Here is a 21,139-nt window from a genome sequence, read left to right on the forward strand (position 1 = left end):
ACCTTATTAACAAGATACTACATTGAATTGGAAGTGTTGAAGACGTAATATGAGAAGAAATGTAAGCGCATTCTTTTTTTAAAACGTATCTCTATTTCCTTGAGCGAGGTGGTCTGGTTTTATAGGTGAGAGATATGGGTTGTATGCTTCTGAAAATTAATCGAAGGGAAGAATGCTATGCGGAAGCAAATTACAATCCTAATGTTAGTTTTACTTATGACCTTCAGTAGCTGGTTTAATCTTGTTCTGCCATTTAGCAATCAAGCTTCAGCGGACACAATAACACCAACGATGTTGGCGCATTATCCATTGCTTGAGGATGTACAGGATATATCAGGTAATGAAAAGCATGGAACGGCCGTAGGAGACATTACTTACACCGATGGTCTCACTTTACCTGGGGGAACAGATAGTAATACAAACTACGTTCAGCTTCCTACGGGTTTGTTTGATAATCAAGAAAATACAACGATATCTGTATGGATCAAGAGCAACACTGGAAGTGGGAACTACTCAGCATTATTCTACGGTACTCCAGCAGCTGGCAATAACTTGCCAACGAATTACTGGATGTTTAATCCATCGAATCCAAGTGGTGATTTTAAGTCAGTATTTACGAATAACAATAATGTTGACCAGCCTTGGACGACTGAGGTAGGGGTATCAGGCACTTCTACGTCACAGTACGAAGGTCAATGGGTTCACTATACGACGGTCATTACAGAACGCTCTATTACAGGTTACATTAACGGTGTAAGTATAGGCACGACCGCCAAAGAGAAAACAACAGCAAGTTTTGGTACTGATTTGCATGCTTACATCGGTCGCTCCAATTATTTAGGGGATGCTACTTTTGCAGGCAGCTTTCAAGATTTAAGAATTTACGGAGAGGCACTAGATAATGAAGATATCGCTGTAGTATATGAACAATCGTTTAATGAAAAGCAAATACAACAAGGCAAAATAGAGCTAACGTTAGGTGATATATCGGCAGTTACAGAATCTCTTGAACTGCCTACTCAAGATAAGAATGGCGCAATGATCTCATGGACTTCTAGTGATGAGAGTGCGATTAGTGCAACCGGGGAAGTGTTCTTACGAGAAATGGAGCAACAAGTGACGTTAACTGCAACCATTTCTTTAGGTGGAAGCCAGGCAACGAAGGAGTTTATTGTTACCTTACTACCTAAGGATGACTCTATTGAGCAGATTGCCGTTAAGAATGTCTTGCTTAATGAACCTACATTTATTTTATCAGCGGGGGACAGCGAGATATTAGTAGCTACTATTTCACCTTCAAATGCAACAAATAAAAGAGTTATCTGGGCATCTAGTGACTCCAGTGTAGCGATTGTCAATTCAACGGGTAAAGTTACAGCTGTTAGTGAAGGTACAGCCACAATGACGGTACAGACTGAAGATGGAGAGTTTACAGCTACATCAGCCGTTACCGTTAAGGGAAAATCGCTAAAAGATGATCTTATTCTTCATTACAACATGAAGACGACTGAAGAAGTAGACGGTCAACTCGTACTGAAGGATGTTGCCAACAAGGCAGTTACATTTGACGGAATATTTAGAAATCCAAACAATGGACAATTCATTTCAAACAGTGAGGTTGGCTTTGTTTCCTTCAATGGTGGAAGCTCTATATCTATTAGTGGGCATGTTGAGATTCCTAAGGGCTCAAATGGACTAGATCTACTACACGGTCTGAATGAGATTACAGTATCTTCAATCGTGAACTGGACGAATGATGGGACGAATCGCTGGATCTTCGGTTTGGGTACTGTATTAACACCAGAAACGAACAAATATTTCTTCGTAACACCACGTCACGGTAGTGGATCAGGTAATATGATTGCCACAGGTATCTCTAAAAATGGCTGGCCGAACGAAGCATTAGTTACAGGTAGCGCAAACTCAAACCTTATCGGTGGGCAGTGGAAGCATGTAACGGTGTCCTTGTCCGAAGCTAGCAATAGGATAACGTTATTCGTGGATGGAGCTAAGGTTGCTTCGGGTAATGCAAAGGGACTAAAGCTGTCAGAAATTATTAATCCGGATGCTACTTTCTCTGGCTTTATCGGTAAATCAATCTTCTCAAACGATCCATACCTTCAAGGTAGCGTAGCTGATTTTCGAGTATATGATCGCGCGTTGACAGACCAAGAAGTAGGCGAGTTATATCAACAAGAAGGAGCAACTCACATCTCAAAAATACGTCAGCTGACTGTTGATGATGCAGCGAATCAACTCAACATCAGTCGTTACTTAGGTGAAGGCGATAAAAGCACCGATAAGATAACAAGAAACGTTACATTACCGACAAGCGGTAAAAACGGCGTGAGCATTACTTGGAGTTCCAGTCATCCTACTGTCATTTCTAACCATGGCACTGTACAACGTCCAGCTGTTCAAGCAGATAATGTTCAGGCAGAGCTTACGGCTACTTTAACGTATCAAGGAGTATCAACTACAGCTGTATTCCCTGTTACGATCTTGAAGCAATTCGATGATCAGCAGAAGGTTGATCTGGACGCTGAACAAATAGAGATCTACAATGCTGAGAACGTTAAAGGTAACTTACGTCTTGTTGCTACAGGTGAACAAGGCTCCACAATTACATGGGTATCTAGCAGACCGGCAGTTGTGAAAGGAACGGCTGAAGCGGCTGGTAACGCTACACAGCTAGGCTGGGTAAGCCGTCAAGCTATGGATACGCCCGTTACGCTAATAGCTACAATTACGAATGGTGCAGCTTCTAAACAGCTTACGTTTAACGTTACGATTAAACAAGCAACTGCGCCAGTGCAGCATGATGCTTACTTTTTTGCGTACTTTACAGGTGAATATGAGGGTGGTGAAGAGATATCCTTCGCTACAGCTGAAGATCCATTGTTCTGGAAAGGGTTGAATAACGGTAAGTCGATCCTTCAATCTGATATGGGTGAAAAAGGACTTCGGGATCCATTCGTTATACGGTCTCCAGAAGGGGATAAATTCTATATGCTGGCAACCGATTTGAAGATGGGTGAAAGTACAAATTTCGACCAAGCTCAAATTACGGGTAGTCATTACATGATGATTTGGGAGTCGGAGGATCTCGTTCATTGGAGCGAGCAACGTATGATCGAGGTTGCTCCTAAGACTGGAGGAAATACGTGGGCACCAGAAGCTATCTATGATCCAGTAACTGGAGAGTATATCGTATTTTGGGCATCATCGATGAAAAACACAGAGACATATGGTGATTATAACGGAAGACCTGCAGGTCAGTACAATGTGATGTACTACGCAACAACAAGAGACTTCTACAACTTCTCTGAGCCAAAGGTCATGATTGATGAGTCACTTCCGACAATTGATACGACGTTTATTGAGCATAATGATATGTTGTACCGATTCACCAAATCAGAAGTGAATACTAAAGTGTATGTGGAGAAAGCACCAACTTTTTATTATGACAAGGACGGTATTGCAGCAAACGGCCTTCAATACGACGCTGTTCCGGGTACACGTGATAATAAACTTGGCTTGATCGGAAATAATGGAAACAACGAAGGGCAGACGATTTTTAAAGATAATAATAAAGACAAATGGTATCTGTTCCTTGATTCATGGCCATATCATGTTCGATATACAACAGATCTGGATAGTAGCACGCAATATCTGAACAATGTATTAAGTAGTGATAAATATGCACTGCCGCCAGGACCACGACACGGGACGGTAATTCCAATCTCACGTGCAGAGTATTATGCTTTGCAAGAGAAGTATGCATGGAAAGGTCCGGCACCATCAACAGACCCGGTTGTACATTACTCATTCGATGCAAATACAGTGAATGGTACAACGGTGAATGATATTTCTGGCAACGGTCATCACGCAACACTAGTAGGTGGAGCAACGATCAATGAAGAGGATCGCATTGGTAAAACGGGTGGTGCACTAGAGCTTAATGGATCAACAGGATATGTGAAGCTGCCAGATAACTTGATTCAATCCTTGAATCTTGAGAAGGCTACGTTCTCTACATGGGTTCAAATGGACAGAAATCAAGCAAATCAAAGAATATTTGATTTTGCTTCCGACACAGGCAGACAGGTTAACCGCAACACCATGTACTTGAGCACACAAGGTGATACAGGTAGTCTAGAGTTTGCTGTGGTAACACCTTTTACAGAGAAATTTAGCAATGACAGCACGCGACTGGGATCAGAATATAAATATGCGGTGAGAAATTCCGGGTTATTACCAACGAAGACTTGGCAGCATGTTGCAATTACAATGGATGAATTTGATGCCGTATTGTATGTGAATGGTCAAGAGGTTAAACGTAGCTCGACATTTAACGTTGAGCCGAGAATGTTACTGGAAACAACGATGAATTATATTGGTAAATCGAGAAACAGCTCTCATAGTTTATTTGATGGTAAATTTGATGATTTCCGTATTTATAATCGTGCATTATCCGTTGAAGAGATTGCAACATTAGCTGATGAAGACGTTACTCCTCCAGTAGAGCAGCCATCTGGGGCAGAGCTCATTCTTCACTACAACATGGATGATATTGATGGTGCAACGGTTATTGACCAAACAGGAAACTTCAATGGAAAATGGATGAATCCGTCTAAAGCAGAATGGATTCGTACACAAGATGCTGGTGTACTAAGCTTTACTGGTGGCACAACTAACTCTTATGTAGAACTGCCACAAGGAGTTCTCGATGGATTAACGGATATGACCGTTTCATCCATTGTGAACTGGAGCGGTAAAAACGCTGCCGAGTGGTTATATGCATTAGGAAGACCAGACAATAATACGCACTATACGTACTTCACACCACGTTATAACGCTAACGGTCTAGCTCGCCTTGGTATCGCGACGAATGCTTGGAATAATGAGTCTTCAACTTCTACCACAGGCTTAAAGAATAATGAATGGAAAGTCGTTACGACTGTTGTTTCAGGCACGGATGGTACACTAACGCTTTATATCGATGGTGTTGCTGTTGCATCAGGCTCAACGAATGGAATGACACTAGAACAAATAAAAAATACTTCAGGCAGTAGTGGAACCATCGGTAAGTCATTCTATACAGCTGATCCATACTTCGGCGGGTTGATTGCAGACTTCCAAATCTATGATGGTGCTATGACTGCGGCAGATATTACATCACTTAAGGCTCATGCAGATCAGAAGATTGCTTTGATGGCGGGCATGCTTGTATCGGCTGCGACAGAGAAATTAACGATTCATGATCTTCTTGCTTCTAATGCATCAAAAGATGCGATTATAAGCAATGTAACATTGCCAACATCAGGTGCTTATGGCACAACAATAAGCTGGACTTCAGATAAGGGGAATGTCATCTCAACTACAGGTGTCGTAACTAGACCAGCTAACGCAACAGGTGATCAAGTTGTAACGTTAACAGCAGTATTTACAGATGGTACAGAGACAGTTAACAAAACTTTTCAGTTGACGGTTAAGGCATTGCCAAACGATGTCACTTCTGTAGATGAAGCAAAAGCAGCACTAGTCGTTCATAACATTAATGATGTAAGAGGTCATATATCATTACCAACATCTGGACTATATGGAACAACGATTACTTGGGCTTCTGCTCAACCAAACGTTGTTTCAGTTACTGGAGAAGTAAAACGTCCGGCACACGGTAGTGGAAATGTAGACGTGAAGCTTACAGCTACGATTACATTAAATTCAGCATCCACTACGAAGGAATTCATTGCGAAGGTGAAGGAATTGCCTGCTGATGAAAAATATGCGGGATACTTTTTCACATATTTCACTGGAGAAGGTACCGCAACAGGGGAGCAAGTATACTTTGCACTAAGTAACGGTAATGATCCGTTGAACTGGCGAGAATTGAATAATGGTAAACCTGTATTGACCTCTACCTTAGGGGAGAAGGGGGTACGTGATCCGTTCATTATTCGTTCGCCTGAAGGTGATAAGTTCTACATGATCGCTACCGATCTGAAAATTAACGGCAATGGTAACTGGGGCAGAGCACACACATGGGGCAGTCGTTCCATTATGGTTTGGGAATCGAATGATCTAGTCAATTGGACAGATCAACGCATGGTAGAGGTTGCACCGGAAGAAGCGGGTAATACATGGGCACCAGAAATTATGTACGACAACACAACAGGTGAATATATCGTATTTTGGGCATCAAGAATGTTTGATGACGCATCCCATACAGGCGATGCTTATCAAAAAATGATGTATAGCAAGACAAGAGATTTCTATACGTTTACTGAACCGCAAGTATATTTGGATTATGGATATTCAATCATTGACACAACGATGATTGAGCATGAAGGAAAAGTGTATCGCTTTACGAAAGATGAGCAAAACAACGGAGCTTCTGCTCCATTTGGCAAGATGATCTTCCAAGAGGTGGGTGACTCGATCTTAGATCCAACCTTCAAGATGATTAATCAAGGCGTTGGTAACATCAAATGGGTTGAGGGTCCAACGATCTTCAAATCGAATACAGATGAAAAATGGTATTTATTCGTAGATGAGTTTGGTGGAAGAGGTTATGTTCCATTCGAGACAACAAATCTTGCATCAGATGTCTGGACATTATCTTCTAACTACAACTTACCAGCTAGTCCGCGTCACGGAACGGTAATTCCAATTACACAAAGTGAGTATGATGCACTCAACGGGAAGAACGTACCCGTTAGCGGAATTAGCTTGGACAAAACGACGTTGTCCATCGTAGAAGGTCAATCAGGGCAATTGACAGCTACGGTAACACCAGCTAATGCAACGAAAAAAGCAGTAACATGGAGCTCTAGCAATACAGCTGTAGCGACTGTAAGTGCGACAGGTCAAGTAACAGCGGTGGCACCAGGAACAGCAAGGATTACAGTAACTACAGTGGATGGTGGTTTATCATCAAGCGCTACGGTAACGGTAACACCATTGGTTGATGGAACACCACAAGCACCAAACAGTGGTAATGGAAATGGTGGCGTTGACGGTAACATTCCTGCACCTACAGTACCAACAGCTCCAGGTGGAAATGAGCCAGTGGTCATAGACAACGGCCAAATAAACATTAAACCAGTTGTAAATGAGAGCGGTACTTCTGAAGTGAAGTTAAGTGCGGATACAATGAAGCGTGCGCTTGATCAAACGACAGGCGGTAAGTTACACATGCAAGTTGAAGCTGATGCAAGCTTGAACGGGCTAACGATGGAGCTCGCAGTAGATGCGCGCTTAACAAGTGGATCTTCTACGGTAGATCGCATCGAGATCAACATAGGCTCTGCAGTTGTAACAGTGGCAACCGAACTGCTTGGAACAGGAACAAGTGCAGGGAAAACGTTAGGATTGTCGATTAAGAAAATTGCAGCTAATCAACTGCCAGCTGGCGCACAAGCTCAGCTGAACGGTGAGGTCGTATACGATATCGAGCTAACGATTGATGGTAAGAAACTTACACAGTTTGATGGCAGAGATGATCTCGTGATTGAATTGCCATACACACTAAAGGCTAACGAAAATCCAAACAACGTCGTAGTATACGATGTGAAGGACAACGGAGAGCTAAGAGTCGTGACGAATGGTAAATACAATGCAGCGACAGGAAAAGTAGAGTTCAAGCCAACGTATCTGAGCAAGTATACGGTAGCGTATGTTGCAACGAGCTTTAAGGATGTGACTCAAGACTGGGCGAAGGATGCGATCTCAGCATTGGGGGCAAGAGGCATTGTGAAGGGTGTAGGTGACGGCGAGTTTAATCCGAATGGTCAAGTGACAAGAGCAGAATTCATCACCATGCTGATGAAGTTGTTTGAGCTATCGGATGAGAGCGCAACGACAAGCTTTAGTGATGTGAAGCAAGGAGAATGGTACCATGGAAATATCGCAACCGCGCAGAAGCTGGGGATTGTGAACGGGAAACCAGATGGACGATTCGGAGTTCATGAGAACATTACGCGAGAAGATATGGCGGTTATGGTATACAAGGCGATCCAAATTAAGCAACTAGCGTTAGCAAGTGGTGAAGCTACAGCCTTCAAGGATGAAGCAAACATCGCAAGTTATGCGAAGCAAGCGGTAGAGGCAATACAGGGAGCAGGCATAATAAACGGTGTAGGTAACGATGAGTTTGCACCGAAAAAGAATGCTAGCCGTGCAGAAGCAGCAGTGATGATCTATAATTTGTTGGGTTTGATGTAGACACATTAAGTATAGAGCAACGCCATCACATTACGTGATGGCGTTTTTATTTGGAATACTGGGGAACTCAGTGTACAAGGAAGAGTTTTTGTTGTCTATTCAGAGGTACGCGCTTTTTGCCTTGTCTCAATTAATTTGAATACGTCATCCACGTCGAGGGAAAACATCATGCTCTTGCTCGTTATCGGCTGGAAGTGGAATTCCAGCTTTTCTTTGCCGAATTGCTTCTCTAACTCCGTCCACTGCTCCGTTGACAATAATAGAAATGCCAACGTGTCACTGCCCAGGGATTCCATAAACCATCGAATCTGATATTGGGGAGCGATCATCTCCTCCATAGCCCGAACGGCACTGTCCCGATCAGTCCAATCATCGGCGAACGGAATCGTCAGCGTACGCTCGTCCGAACTTAACACGATATCGACGCCCCTTGGTTTGTCGATTTGGATAATTTTACACTGAATTTGGTGAGATTCCGGCAGTTGGCCGTTAAAGTAATGGATGATATCTCCCTCGTCTTCTCTCCAATCAATCCAGATTAACGACTCGTACTCTAAAAACTGTTCTATGACGTCTTCATCGGACGAATGTTTCAAGACATGGATAATCGGTTGAAGCGTACTCATTGTCATCCCATCCCTTATATAAAGTTGATATATACTCTATATTATCCTATAAGATGATCAGTTCTGAATAGGGCAACAGACATACTGCTTTTCGGAAATAGAACTACTCTCATCTTTCAATTCGATGTTATGATAATGGAGAGTTGTCTTTTAAGTTTAATTTTTAAAAATAGGAGCATGTCAATTATACATATGGAGGTAATAACGTTTGAGTACTCACTATTATTTCAGTTGGTTTAATGATTTTTTTCCAGAAAAGCTGGTCGGGCGGTTACATGAGGATATCACAGATAGAAAATCGCTTGTGATGATAAGCGCTAAGCCTTCTGATTATGAAGGAGAGCAAGTGAACTTTGAGGATATTACGGAATGGACTTGGTTAACGCAGGCTAACCTTAGTTTTGATGAATATCACTTCATTGATTATCGTATGCAGAAAGAAGAGGCTCATCAGTTGATTCGGAACGCTTCTGTCATTTTTATGTGTGGAGGATATCCTGTTCAGCAGCACGAGTTTTTGGCGGAATATGAACTATCCGATATTATTAAGAACAGTAACGCCGTTATCCTCGGTGCAAGTGCCGGTGCATTAAATATGGCTGCAAAATGGATATCTTCGGCTGATACTAATCCTAAGGATGAAACAACTACGTTTTATGAGGGTCTGAGCTTTAATCATTTTGCCTATGAATCTCATGCTAGACGCGACTACAGCACGTTTGTTAAAGGATACCTGTTTCCACTATCTGAACAGATGAATGTTTATGCGGCAGAGCAGGAGAGTGCTATTCGTGTAAAGGATGGTAAAATGGATATCTTAGGCCCTGTATATTTAATTTCTGAATCTAAAATTCAGAAATTGATGGAAACGCTCTGATATACATACGGTTTGTAAACAGCTGCAGAGAATGAGCATTTTTAGACCGCCTTCAATGGCGGTTTTTTTAGCTTTAAAGGTTTTGGATGCTCCTAGGGAATCAAAAAAATCTGGGTATAACAGCGATAGGAAAGTTATTCTGTCATCTGAGTGACCTGTGTAAAAAGGAAAAATTAGCTTGTTGCCTCTACCATCTTTTTCGGAAATGTAGCCAATCAACAATCTCATAACTTTACCCTGATATCGGATGGATTTTTCCCCTAAGATTATCGGTATAGGCCAGATTTCCATCCGTCGTGATTACGGCAGCCTCGATATCCTTCATATTATTAACTTTATGAATAATGGAGACCGCATCTAACCCAAATAATTCTGTAGTATATATATCGCAGTCGAGCGATCTATCCGCAATAATCGTTAAAGAAGCGATATTACTTTCGATTGGATAGCCTGTTCCGCTGTTAAATATATGATGGTACTGACCCCCTTTCTTCTCTAAAACTCTCTCGTATATTCCTGATGTAACGACGGATTGCTCCCGTATACTAACGAGTGCTGCTGCATTTCCTCTAGGTAAAAAGGGATTTTGAATTCCAACCTTCCAGTGACTGGACCCGGTGGGAGAATCGCCATGAACCAAAACATTGCCGCCCATATCGACCATAGCTGATGCAGCTCCGTTTTTCTTGAAAAATGACATAACTTGATCAGCAAAATAACCTTTAGCGATCGCTCCAAGGTCGATTTCCATGCCTTTTTTGAATAAATGGACCGTTTGTAGCTCATCGTCAAGCTGTATATGCTCCGGATTCAAGAGCTCCAGCACCGCTTTAATCTCGGTATCCTCCGGCACATGTGCCTCGCGAAAACCAATTCTCCACAATTTGATCAAAGGCCCTATCGCAATATTTAAAAATGAATCTTTTTTCAGGCTGTGTTCTTTGCCTATCTTAATAAGATCATACAGTTCCTTGTCTACTCTAAGCGGATGTGATGTGGCTTCTTTTTTTAGCATGGCAAGCTGCGATTGCTCACTGTTGGCACTGAACACTTGTTCATAATGGACAAGCATATTCACGGCTTCCTCGGCAAGCTCTTCAGCATCTGTCCCCTCGATATAGAGGGATATGTTCGTTCCCATAAGTGGTATCGTTCTCGTAAAAGGTTTCATGATAGCCTCCTATATTGCACATTGTTGTCCGTGATTGAGAAAAGTATGGATGAGGTCATGATCCACGCTATGCAGCTTTTTTTCTCCATGATGGGCTATAAAATAATCCAGACTCATCTTCTCTACAGGGATTGGATAGATGTTGTATTCCGAAGGGCACTCCTTGATATGGATACTTTCAGGCACAAAGGTCAGACCTAAATTATGCTTTGCCAGCTTCAGTACCGTGTAGATTTCATTGCTCTCCATAACGATATTAGGCTGCACCTTGTAGACACTGAGCAATTGATCAATCTGTTTTCGGATTGCCGAACCTTTGGACGTTAGAATAAGCTTTTGATTCAAAATGGTGCTGATCTCAATCGTGCCCTCCGGGATGACTGCAACATTCTCTTGATATAATTCGCAGCAACGCGGAATGATGGCCTGGTAACTGTGCCTGCCCCAGTTAAACGAGTTCAAGTTAGGGGAGATACTGCTTGAATTTTGCCCGATCCAGAAGTCCAGCTCATTATTTTGGAGACGTTTCTCATTTTTTTCAGGTAAATCCTCGACAAGATTAATTTTATAAGCAGGATGAAGCTCGAGAAAATCTGGTAAAAAAAGGGGCGTTAAGTACACACCAAGGCTCGGAAGAATGCCGATCCGTATCACCTTATTGCCAATATCCGATACATATGAGATTTCCCTAATAAGCTTGGCGTAGCTGTTTTCGAGTGAAGTTAAGTATTGATAATATATTTTCCCCTGCTCGGTTAATCGGTACGGAAGTTTGTTGCGAGTGATTAGCTCACAGCCCAACTCAATTTCGATTTTTTTGATAACCTTTGTGAGGTAGGGCTGAGATATGTAAAGGGATTGTGCGGCCCTGCTATAGTTGCTGTATTTTAATAGGCTGTCAATGTAACACAAGATATCTTGAGATTCTAACTTAGACATGTTCCTCACCCCTTGTGAAAAAAGTAACAAACTTTTAATTTGAGGTGATTATAACAAATTAGTTATCAAACTGCAATGAATAACTATTAGATCATTTGAGCTTTGATATGTTAGAGTTAGGCCGAAAGATTGAGCCTGACAGTTACGAACATCATCTCGAATGACAGAGAGGGGATTACGATGAACTATTTAGCTATCGTGGGCACGAATTCGGATGTGTCAACGAACCGGACGCTACTTCAATTTATGCAAAAGCATTTTGCTAGTGAGGCCCAGATTAACTTGTTTGAAATTAAGGATTTGCCTGCTTTTATTGAAAAAGATGAATTAGAGGATGCTGAAGTTGATATTCCTGTGAAGGTACAAGACTTATTAGATCAAATCTCTAAAGCGAATGGTGTCATTATCGCTACTCCTGAGTATGATCATGCGATCCCTGCCGTGTTGAAAAGTGCGCTGGAATGGATCAGTTACACGACTCAAACCTTGAAAGACAAGCCTGTACTGATTGTGGGTGCTTCACATGGTGCACTCGGTTCTTCCAGGGCACAAGCGCATCTTAGACAAATCCTGGACTCACCTGAGCTTGGTGCGAGAATGATGCCTAGTAGCGAGTTTCTTTTGGGAAAATCACAGAGTGCATTTGATAGCAGTGGTAATCTCATTGACGCTGACAAAGTAGCGGAGCTTGACGAAATCTTCAATGAGTTTATTTTGTTTACTGAGATCACTACGGAACTGTTATCAAAAAGGACGTTGAAGAAAAAAACGAAAAAATTTTCCTGGCAAGAGTAGGGGGCCAATCACAATGAAAATCATAGCGATCGTTGGCACAAATGCAAAGAAATCGTATAATCGCAAGCTGCTTCAATTCATACAAAAGCATTTTGAGTCCAGAGCAGCCATTGAAATCCTCGATATTACAGATGTTCCGATGTTTAATCAGTCCGATAACCAAACAAACAGTGCAATTATACAATCGTTTAATGAAAAAATTATGGCAAGTGATGGTGTCATTATTGCGACTCCAGAATATAACCATTCCATCCCTTCATCCCTTAAAAGCCTGCTGGAATGGTTGAGCTTTGAAATCCATCCGCTGGCTGGAAAACCCGTGATGATCATAGGTGCGTCACAGGGAACACAAGGTTCCTCGCGTGCACAGCTGCATCTTCGTCAAATCCTGGATGCACCAGGTGTCGAAGCTAACGTGATGCCAGGGTATGAGTTTTTGCTTGGAAGTGCACATAAAGCATTTGACGAATCAGGTAACCTGAACAATGAAGGAACGATCGATTTCCTGGAAACATGTTTCCTGCGGTTCCTTCGGTTTGCCAAAATTTCAAATCAGCTCAACGAAGAAGAGGAGTTTACCTATAGACCCGGTGTGTATAAGATCAATGCCATAGGTCACAGTGGCAATCTGCCGATGAAGGTTTCCTTTAGTGAAAATAGAATTGAAAGTATCGATATCGATTCGAAGGGTGAAACCGAAGGCATCGCGGATGTTGTTTTTATAAGAATTCCGAATAAAATCATTGAGGGACAGACGCTGAATGTAGATGCTCTCTCAGGTGCTTCTGAAACCAGTAATGCTGTCATCAATGGTGTAGCCAAAGCGGTTAAGCTTGCCGGAGTTAACCCGGATATTCTGAAAAGACGTCCAAAACCTGCTAGCAGCCAGATGAAAGATGACGAAGAATACACTTGCGATGTGGTCGTTGTAGGTGGAGGTGGCGCAGGACTCAGTGCTGCTGCTACAGCTTTACAACAAGGAGCAAGTGTGATTGTACTTGAGAAATATCCTGCTGTTGGGGGAAATACGATCCGCTCAGGTGGTCCTGTCAATGCTGCAGATCCTGTATGGCAACAACAGTTCACTGAGAATCCAGGGGAAAGACAGACGATTGAGAATTTATTAAATACCGATGAGAGCTTGATCCATCCAGAATATGTAGATGATTTTCATGCACTCAAAGAAGAGTTTACTGCGTATCAGGATAAGTTCGGCACAGAAAAGGCTTATTTATTCGACTCCCCACTTCTTCACAGAATGCAAACGTATTTTGGGGGCAAACGTGCAGACCTGAATGGGAGCATGATCTATGGACAATACGATCTGGTCAAAGTACTTACAGACCGTGCCTTGGAAAGTGTGCAATGGCTTGAGGAAATCGGTGTTGAATACGATAAAAGCATCGTGTTTGCTCCAGTGGGTGCCCTTTGGCGCCGTGGTCATAAACCTGTGAAAAGTTATGGCTCTGCATTTATCATTGCACTTAGCAAATATGTAGAAGAGAATAAGGGGAAAATTATTACAGATAGCCCGGTCAAACAACTGATCATCGAAGATGGAGAAATAACAGGTGTCATCGCAACCGGAGTTAACGGACAGAAAATTACTATTCATGCAAAAGCGGTTGTTCTTGCTAGTGGCGGTTTTGGTGCAAATACTCAGATGCTCAAGGAATATAACACATACTGGAGCCATATTGACGATGATATCAAAACAACAAATTCCTATGCGATGACTGGTGATGGAATATCGCTTGGTAAGAGTGCAGGAGCAGCACTGACAGGCATGGGCTTCACTCAAATGATGCCGGTAGCCGATCCGGATACGGGCGAACTCTTCAGTGGACTGCAAGTACCTCCTGAAAACTTTGTCATTGTTAACAAAAAGGGAGAACGATTTGTTAATGAATTCTCTGGAAGAGATGTCTTAACCAAAGCTGCTATCGAGCAGGGAAGTTTATTTTACCTGATCGCGGATGACGAGATCAAGAAAACCGCAGCGAACACAAGCCAGGAAAAGATAGACCGTCAAGTCGAAGCAGGTACCTTGTTCAGAGCCGACACCATAGAAGAATTGGCAGTGAAAATCAATATGGACCCTGAAGTTCTTAGAAATACGATTGATAAGTATAACTTATATGTGGATGCGGGCTTTGATCCGGAGTTCCATAAGGATACGTTTAGCTTAAAAGTCGAACAAGCTCCATTTTATGCCACACCTAGAAAACCGGCGGTTCACCATACCATGGGCGGAATTAAGATCGACACCCAAACCCGCGTATTGGATGAAAACGGTCAGCCGATTGCACATCTGTATGCCGCTGGGGAAGTTGCAGGAGGTATACATGCAGGCAACCGTTTAGGCGGTAATGCCTTGACGGATATATTTACTTTCGGACGTATCGCTGGTAAGACTGCTGTTGATGAGATGAATGATTAGAATGTAAAATAAGAAATATAGATCACTCCAGGTTTCCCATATGTAAAGAACCCGCTTAACACAAGGATTTTCGAGTGTTAAGCGGGTTTTTTCGATGTGGAAATGGTTTGGTTTTGTGGTCGTGGTAATACGAATGTTCTCAGACCCCAAACCAAGCCCGGTGAAGGGCATATACACCTTCTGTAATATCCTCAATACTCAATCCACCAAAACCAATCTGAACCATGGATTGCTCCGCTTGAGCTGGTTGCGCCCAAAAGGGGGATACCGGGTAGACCTGAACACCTTCCTTCTCAGCAGTAGCAATCAGCTTGTGTTCATCCATTCCGTTATGTACACGCAACAAAATATGAAGTCCTGCATCCTCACCAATGATGGTAACTTGAGCACCCATCATCTTCTGAATCATTGAAATAAGTGTGAATTGCTTCTGTCGATATACCTTCCTCATCTTGCGAATGTGGGCTTCCCAATGTCCATTACTCATAAACAGCTCTAAGGTGTTCTGCTGAAAATGAGAGACCGTTTGATCATATAATCGGTAGTCTTGTTTACGGTGTAGCTCTACCATGGCATGTGGTAGAACCATATACGCAATACGTAATGAAGGAAGAAGGCACTTTGAAAATGTCCCCAGGTAAACGGTTCGCTGTTGAGTATCCAGGCTTTGCAGGGAAGGTATCGGTTTGCCGACATATCTGAACTCACTATCATAATCGTCCTCAATAATGATCCCATTCTGATCTGTTGCCCATTTCAGTAATTGCATTCTCTTGGCCAGCGGCATGACCATTCCATAGGGGAACTGATGTGACGGTGTAATGTAGACGATGCGGGAATTGCTTTTGTATAACTTATGGATATGAAGTCCATCTGCTTCCAGCGGAATCGGGTGAATGTTTAGACCTTTATGTTGAAAAACCGTCCGAACACCGTCATATCCCGGGTCTTCCATCGCGATACCATGACTAACGTTACCTATTAATCCAGATAACACACCGAGCAGGTATTGAACACCAGCTCCAATTATAATTTGATCAGGTGAACAATTTACTCCCCTAGAGCTATGCAGGTAATTTGCAATTTCAGATCGAAGTCCCGGTTCTCCAAGAGGATCGCCATAAGAGAACAACTTCATTTGGTTCTGGAGCAAGCTCTGATTGGATAACTTGCGCCAAGTAGCAAATGGAAAATGCTCAGCATCTACGTCACCATAACGAAAATTGTATCGAATCTCAGGGCTATCCTGAATACTGTTTTCCAACCAATTTTTACTCACTACATGGGACAGGGGCAATGCTTCCAGCTTCAAATCCATTATGTATAAGCCACTCCTTGGCCTGCTCTGGACATAACCTTCGGCTAATAACTGTTGATAGGCCATATCGACTGTATTACGGCTAATGTGGAGGTGGCTGGATAGTGAACGAATAGAGGGAAGACGACTATCGGCTGGTAACTTTCCGTTCAAAATATCTTTCTTAATATAGTGATAAAGCTGAGCGTATAACGGATCTCCAGACTCTCTGTTCAACAATAATGTCAAATCAATCATGCTAATCCTCCTCGTTGCCAGAACTGACCCTATGATTTTGTTGAGAGTTGTCACTACTTATGGGGTCAATCGATGGTTACAATTATATCAGTTCCGGTCGAATTGAAAAGATATCAGTGCACTGGATTACTATTGTTGTAGGAGGAGAAGGAATGAACAAACCTATAGATGTTATGGAACGAATAGAAAATCCGTCAACAAAAGCGGTGGAAAACTTCAATCAACACCCTGGTTTCCGCCGTATGTTTGCCCCAGACCAATTAACAATAGGGCTGTTCTTACCATTTAAATTCTATAAAGGACACATGGATGTTCTAAAAGGTCAAGCTGACCTCGTGGAAAGCATTGATCAATGCAATTTTGCAGCCGTATGGGTGCGAGATGTCCCTTTATTTGATCCCGGCTTTGGAGATGCTGGACAAGTATTTGACCCATTTGTCTATCTAGCCTATCTTGCTGCAAGAACCAAAAACGTCTCCCTAGTAACAGGAAGCGCGATCTTCACGCTTCGCCATCCGATTGATTTAGCCAAGGCAGCTACATCCATTGATGTACTCTCGGGCGGACGACTTGTGTTAGGGATTGCTTCTGGCGACCGACCTGCTGAGTTTCCGGCATATGGGATAGATGGGGAGCATCGTGATGTGCGATTCCGGGAGACGGTGGAGTTTTTCCGTGAGCTTATACAGGATAGAACTGGCGCAATTCAATCTTCTCTTGGTCAATTGAAAGGGCTTGAATTACTCCCGAAACCAGCAGCTGGTGGTATTCCGCTCGTTGTGACAGGCTCAAGCAGGCAGTCTTTAGATTGGATTGCGAAGAACAGTGACGGCTGGCTTACGTATCCCGAAGCAACGGCAAACGAATCTGGTCCTCAGATGCTTGCCCATAAGATTAGTGCCTGGCGTGAAAAAATACCTAATGGCATGTTCAAGCCGCATATGACCAACGAATGGATTGATCTTGTGGAAGATGTCAATTATCCGCGAACACCGCTTCGTGGCGGGTACATATTACGTACAGGTCGGGCAGGTTTAATTCAGCTTTTGGAGGAATGGCGAACAGTCGGCGTTAATCATGCTGCACTAGGCATTCATTTTTCGAGTCGGCCTCCTGCTGAGGTGATTCAGGAGTTAGCAGAGGAAGTATTGCCGCTCTTTCCCACACATGTGGGTCCGAAGCCGTTGTTTACAGGGTGGTAGAGCATAAAATTATTGCCTGATGACACAGATGGCTTTTCTCCGCATTTCTGTTAATGATCAGAAGAGGATCGATCCGCTGACAGCGGTAAGGTCAGGGGTTCGATCCCCTAGGTACCATAACGAAAAAGACGTCATTACGAAATATATTTTGGCGTTTTTTTTCGTTATGGATTGTTCAGGTAGCGAATGCGTAGCTTAGTCCGCGTGCGTGCATGAAGCTGTAAATCGACTCGATACAGCAGATCAGGGATGATGCCAAAGGTATGACATATTTTTATGTAAACGCTTTAATTAAATATAGACAAGGGATGCCGACGGTGATAATATTGTTTCTGTAAGAAACTATATTGTTCTTATCAAATATAATTATAAGGACTTCATTCTTAAGTACACGAATAACGCCCTGTGCTAAAGAATTTTAATTGTTTGGTGCTTGAGCGTAACGAGAGGGATGGGAAATATTATGAGTATAATTGAAACAACAATCGAATCTTTTGACGGTACTCGGCTATATTCTAGTAAAAATTTAGTTAGTGATGCAAAAGCCGCTGTCGTTATTGTACACGGACTAGCTGAGCATGCAGGGCGCTACGATTATTTGACAGAGAAGCTGAATCAGCGCGGGTTTAGGGTATATCGGTTTGACCATCGTGGTCATGCCAGATCCGAGGGACAACGTACGTTTTATAAAGAGTTTGATCATCTTATTGAAGATGTTCATGTCATTATCGATTCGGCATTGCAAGAGAGCGGCGATCTTCCGCTGTTTGTGATCGGGCATAGTATGGGCGGTTTTGCAACTTCATCCTTTGGAACGAAATATCCAGGCAAGGTCAAGGGCATCGTACTATCCGGAGCGCTCACTCGTTACAATACAAAAGTTGCCGGAGAACTGCCGATGGAACTTCCTACAGGCACGTATTTCCCGAATGAGCTGGGCAGCGGCGTATGTAGTGATCCCGCAGTTGTATCCGCTTACGCCAATGACCCACTGGTTGAAAAACAGATCTCTGTAGATTTATTTAATAGTCTGGGAAATGGAATAACATGGCTCAAGGAGAACGCCAAGCAGTTTACAGATCCCGTGCTTGTACTGCATGGGGCCAATGATGGACTGGTCAGCGAAAAGGATTCCCGTGACTTTTACGGCGATATCGCTTCAACGGATAAAACACTCAAAATTTATGCTCATCTGATGCATGAAATATTTAATGAACCGACTCGTGATGATGTTATTGAAGAAGCAATTACATGGATTGAAAAACGGATCTGATTTCAGTAGAGTAAGAGAGAGAATCTGAATATGAAAGGGATTACGCATGAAATTAGATTGGATGGGCGACCATCGGGAACTGATTGAGAAAATTATCAAATACGGTAATGCGTACTCAAACACGTATAAGCTGCAGCGAAGTTATGGTACAGACATGATGTTCTCGGCTTCACAGATTCAGACGCTGGAATACATTCTGGAAGCCGAGGACAAGGAAGAAAAGATGTCGGAGATGGCCGCACGCCTGGGCGTAAGCCGCAGTACATTTTCCAAGAACGTGAAGAATCTGACGGAAAAAGGTCTACTCGAAAAATTTCATTTAAGCGGCAACCGCAAAGACATATACGTCAAACCTTCGACGAAAGGTCGCGAGGTATATGCGAAGTACACTGAATTTGTAAGGGAGCTTTGCTTTGATGAGATTTTCAAGTATGCAGATCAGATTTCAGAGGCGGATAAGCAGAACTTTATTCGCATCATGGATTTGTTTGCTGACGTGCTCGTCTGGTATGGTGAAAAAGAACAGGAAGCGCGCAAGTTAATCAGAATTGATTCCTCTGAAACATGAACCTTGAAATTAAGGGCAACAGCCCATTCCCTCCGCGAATGTCCGTCATACAGTATAAAGTGCTTGATGCAGCAGAGGCTGTAGGACGATTATTCAGTAGGGAGTGGGATGTGTGAAATCATCAACAAAGCTTACCGGACGGGTTATTTATAAAGGAGATCCGGGATATGAAGCGGCGCGCAAGAACTGGGACCCGCATACCGACAAATATCCTAAAGTTTTTGTTTTTGCCCAAAAGACGAAAGATGTATCCAACGCTATCCGATGGGCTCGTGAAAATAATGTACCGATCAGGCCGCGGAGTGGAAGACATGCGCTTGAGGTTAATCTTTCACAGGTTAACGGCGGAATTGTCATTGATGTAAGTGATCTGAATTCCATCAAACTTGATAAAAAAAATGGGACCGTTGTTGTGGGTACGGGTAACCGAGTAGGGAGAATTGCGAATACCCTTGCCAAGCAAGGTTTCATAGCTCCTTTTGGTGACAGCCCTACTGTAGGGATCGGTGGAATTACGTTAGGTGGGGGAATTGGGCCTCTCCAGCGTACCATCGGTCTCATCAGTGATAACCTGCTTGAGGTAGAGATGGTGGACGCCAAAGGAAAAGTGATTCGGGCTAATAAAAATCGTAATTCGGATCTCTTTTGGGCCTCGCGGGGAGGAGGCGGCGGTAACTTCGGAGTATACACCCGTTACAAATTCAAAGTGCGCCGTGCTCCAGCGAAGGCAACTGTATTTAAAATCACCTGGCCATGGGCTCAATTCGAAAAGGTGCTCAAAGTATGGCAGAGGTGGGCTCCCTCTGTGGATACAAGACTGGGTAGCGAGTTGTCCATCGGACCGAAAAAGGGTGGTAATGTCGTCATGGAGGGGCTGTTCCTAGGGTCAAAAACAGAGGCACTCCGTCTATTGCAGCCGATTACGAGTGTTGGCACACCGACAAGTTCCATTGTTCGTTTGTTACCTTACACGGAAGTTGTGAAGTTCTTATTACAACCTGATCCGACCGAAACTCAACGGTATAGCAACCAGTTCTCGTCCGGTTTTGGACGAAAACCATTCCCCGACAAAGCCATTAAATCGATGCGAACATTTTTGGAGAACCTGGAAGAGGGGCCAGGCGGGTTCTATTTCCTCAACTGGGGCGGAGCAGTAAGTCGCAAATCACCTAGATCAACCGCCTTCTTCTGGCGTAAAGAGAAGTTTTATGTGGAATGGACCAGTACGTGGCTCAAACCTTCCCATGCCGCCAAAAATATCGCACTCGCTCGTAATACTCGCAAGAAATTGCAACCATACATTGTGGGTTCCTATATCAACGTTCCAGACCAAGGGATCAAAAATTCCGGTCCAGTGTACTATGGAGCCAACTATGCCAGACTGCGGAGAGTCAAAGCCAAGTATGACCCGAAAAATGTGTTTAACAATCCGCAAAGCATTACTCCGGCTCGGATAGTGTAGTCCAT

Annotated in this window: 12 protein-coding genes; 8 read left to right on the forward strand and 4 right to left on the reverse strand. The window is 43.1% G+C overall.

Annotation, left to right across the window (positions count from 1 at the left end; all coding sequences use genetic code 11):
* The first annotated feature begins 216 nt into the window (after positions 1 to 216).
* A complete protein-coding gene (locus tag MHI48_RS09945) occupies positions 217 to 8,226 on the forward strand; it encodes an immunoglobulin-like domain-containing protein (protein WP_405143822.1) in 8,010 nt (2,669 codons plus the stop codon).
* A 95-nt stretch (positions 8,227 to 8,321) separates the two neighbouring features.
* Here the strand turns inward: MHI48_RS09945 and MHI48_RS09950 are convergent, their stop codons facing one another.
* Entirely contained in the window at positions 8,322 to 8,852 is a 531-nt protein-coding gene (locus MHI48_RS09950) for a hypothetical protein (protein WP_051447139.1), read from the reverse strand.
* Between the two features lie 208 nt (positions 8,853 to 9,060).
* On the opposite strand from MHI48_RS09950, the gene MHI48_RS09955 reads away from it, so the two are divergent.
* Positions 9,061 to 9,729 carry a Type 1 glutamine amidotransferase-like domain-containing protein gene (locus MHI48_RS09955; protein WP_036609801.1) on the forward strand — a complete coding sequence of 223 codons (669 nt, stop codon included), beginning with the start codon at positions 9,061 to 9,063 and terminating at the stop codon, positions 9,727 to 9,729.
* A 232-nt stretch (positions 9,730 to 9,961) separates the two neighbouring features.
* Here MHI48_RS09955 and MHI48_RS09960 read toward each other — a convergent pair whose 3' ends face one another.
* Together MHI48_RS09960 and MHI48_RS09965 are read right to left on the reverse strand one after the other, a co-directional pair.
* A complete protein-coding gene (locus MHI48_RS09960) occupies positions 9,962 to 10,900 on the reverse strand; it encodes an FAD:protein FMN transferase (RefSeq protein ID WP_036609799.1) in 939 nt (312 codons plus the stop codon).
* Between the two features lie 9 nt (positions 10,901 to 10,909).
* Positions 10,910 to 11,839, reverse strand: a complete 930-nt coding sequence (locus MHI48_RS09965; protein ID WP_036609797.1) for a LysR family transcriptional regulator — start codon at positions 11,837 to 11,839, stop codon at positions 10,910 to 10,912.
* A 180-nt stretch (positions 11,840 to 12,019) separates the two neighbouring features.
* On the opposite strand from MHI48_RS09965, the gene MHI48_RS09970 reads away from it, so the two are divergent.
* Both MHI48_RS09970 and MHI48_RS09975 read left to right on the forward strand, forming a co-directional pair.
* Positions 12,020 to 12,634, forward strand: coding sequence for an NADPH-dependent FMN reductase (locus tag MHI48_RS09970; protein ID WP_036609795.1), 615 nt, complete (start codon positions 12,020 to 12,022; stop codon positions 12,632 to 12,634).
* 13 nt (positions 12,635 to 12,647) lie between these two features.
* Positions 12,648 to 15,074, forward strand: coding sequence for a flavocytochrome c (locus MHI48_RS09975; RefSeq protein ID WP_036609793.1), 2,427 nt, complete (start codon positions 12,648 to 12,650; stop codon positions 15,072 to 15,074).
* Between the two features lie 139 nt (positions 15,075 to 15,213).
* Here the strand turns inward: MHI48_RS09975 and MHI48_RS09980 are convergent, their stop codons facing one another.
* Positions 15,214 to 16,629, reverse strand: a complete 1,416-nt coding sequence (locus tag MHI48_RS09980) for a PLP-dependent aminotransferase family protein (protein WP_036609791.1) — start codon at positions 16,627 to 16,629, stop codon at positions 15,214 to 15,216.
* A 152-nt stretch (positions 16,630 to 16,781) separates the two neighbouring features.
* Between MHI48_RS09980 and MHI48_RS09985 the strand changes: the two genes are divergently transcribed.
* The 4 genes from MHI48_RS09985 (at position 16,782) to MHI48_RS10000 (ending at position 21,134) form a co-directional block, all read left to right on the forward strand.
* A complete protein-coding gene (locus MHI48_RS09985; RefSeq protein WP_081745922.1) occupies positions 16,782 to 17,831 on the forward strand; it encodes an LLM class oxidoreductase in 1,050 nt (349 codons plus the stop codon).
* Between the two features lie 463 nt (positions 17,832 to 18,294).
* Positions 18,295 to 19,104 (forward strand): alpha/beta hydrolase, encoded by an 810-nt coding sequence (locus tag MHI48_RS09990; RefSeq protein ID WP_076318378.1) that lies wholly within the window; start codon positions 18,295 to 18,297, stop codon positions 19,102 to 19,104.
* A gap of 46 nt (positions 19,105 to 19,150) precedes the next feature.
* A complete protein-coding gene (locus tag MHI48_RS09995; protein ID WP_340032373.1) occupies positions 19,151 to 19,672 on the forward strand; it encodes a MarR family winged helix-turn-helix transcriptional regulator in 522 nt (173 codons plus the stop codon).
* A 112-nt stretch (positions 19,673 to 19,784) separates the two neighbouring features.
* The gene (locus MHI48_RS10000) at positions 19,785 to 21,134 is read left to right on the forward strand and encodes an FAD-binding oxidoreductase (protein WP_076318379.1); all 1,350 of its coding nucleotides are present in this window, start codon (positions 19,785 to 19,787) and stop codon (positions 21,132 to 21,134) included.
* The last annotated feature ends 5 nt before the right edge of the window (positions 21,135 to 21,139 follow it).

The sequence above is a fragment of the Paenibacillus sp. FSL H7-0942 genome, assembly GCF_045040715.1.
In the GTDB taxonomy this organism is placed as follows: domain Bacteria; phylum Bacillota; class Bacilli; order Paenibacillales; family Paenibacillaceae; genus Paenibacillus; species Paenibacillus amylolyticus.

Bases quoted from the DNA above. Each gene is read 5' to 3' on its own strand.
- MHI48_RS09950 (WP_051447139.1), bottom strand. From the start codon at position 8,852: ATGAGTACGCTTCAACCGATTATCCATGTCTTGAAACATTCGTCCGAT.
- MHI48_RS09975 (WP_036609793.1), top strand. From the start codon at position 12,648: ATGAAAATCATAGCGATCGTTGGCACAAATGCAAAGAAATCGTATAAT.
- MHI48_RS09980 (WP_036609791.1), bottom strand. From the start codon at position 16,629: ATGATTGATTTGACATTATTGTTGAACAGAGAGTCTGGAGATCCGTTA.
- MHI48_RS09990 (WP_076318378.1), top strand. From the start codon at position 18,295: ATGAGTATAATTGAAACAACAATCGAATCTTTTGACGGTACTCGGCTA.
- MHI48_RS09965 (WP_036609797.1), bottom strand. From the start codon at position 11,839: ATGTCTAAGTTAGAATCTCAAGATATCTTGTGTTACATTGACAGCCTA.
- MHI48_RS09995 (WP_340032373.1), top strand. From the start codon at position 19,151: ATGAAATTAGATTGGATGGGCGACCATCGGGAACTGATTGAGAAAATT.
- MHI48_RS09970 (WP_036609795.1), top strand. From the start codon at position 12,020: ATGAACTATTTAGCTATCGTGGGCACGAATTCGGATGTGTCAACGAAC.
- MHI48_RS09960 (WP_036609799.1), bottom strand. From the start codon at position 10,900: ATGAAACCTTTTACGAGAACGATACCACTTATGGGAACGAACATATCC.
- MHI48_RS09945 (WP_405143822.1), top strand. From the start codon at position 217: ATGACCTTCAGTAGCTGGTTTAATCTTGTTCTGCCATTTAGCAATCAA.
- MHI48_RS09985 (WP_081745922.1), top strand. From the start codon at position 16,782: ATGAACAAACCTATAGATGTTATGGAACGAATAGAAAATCCGTCAACA.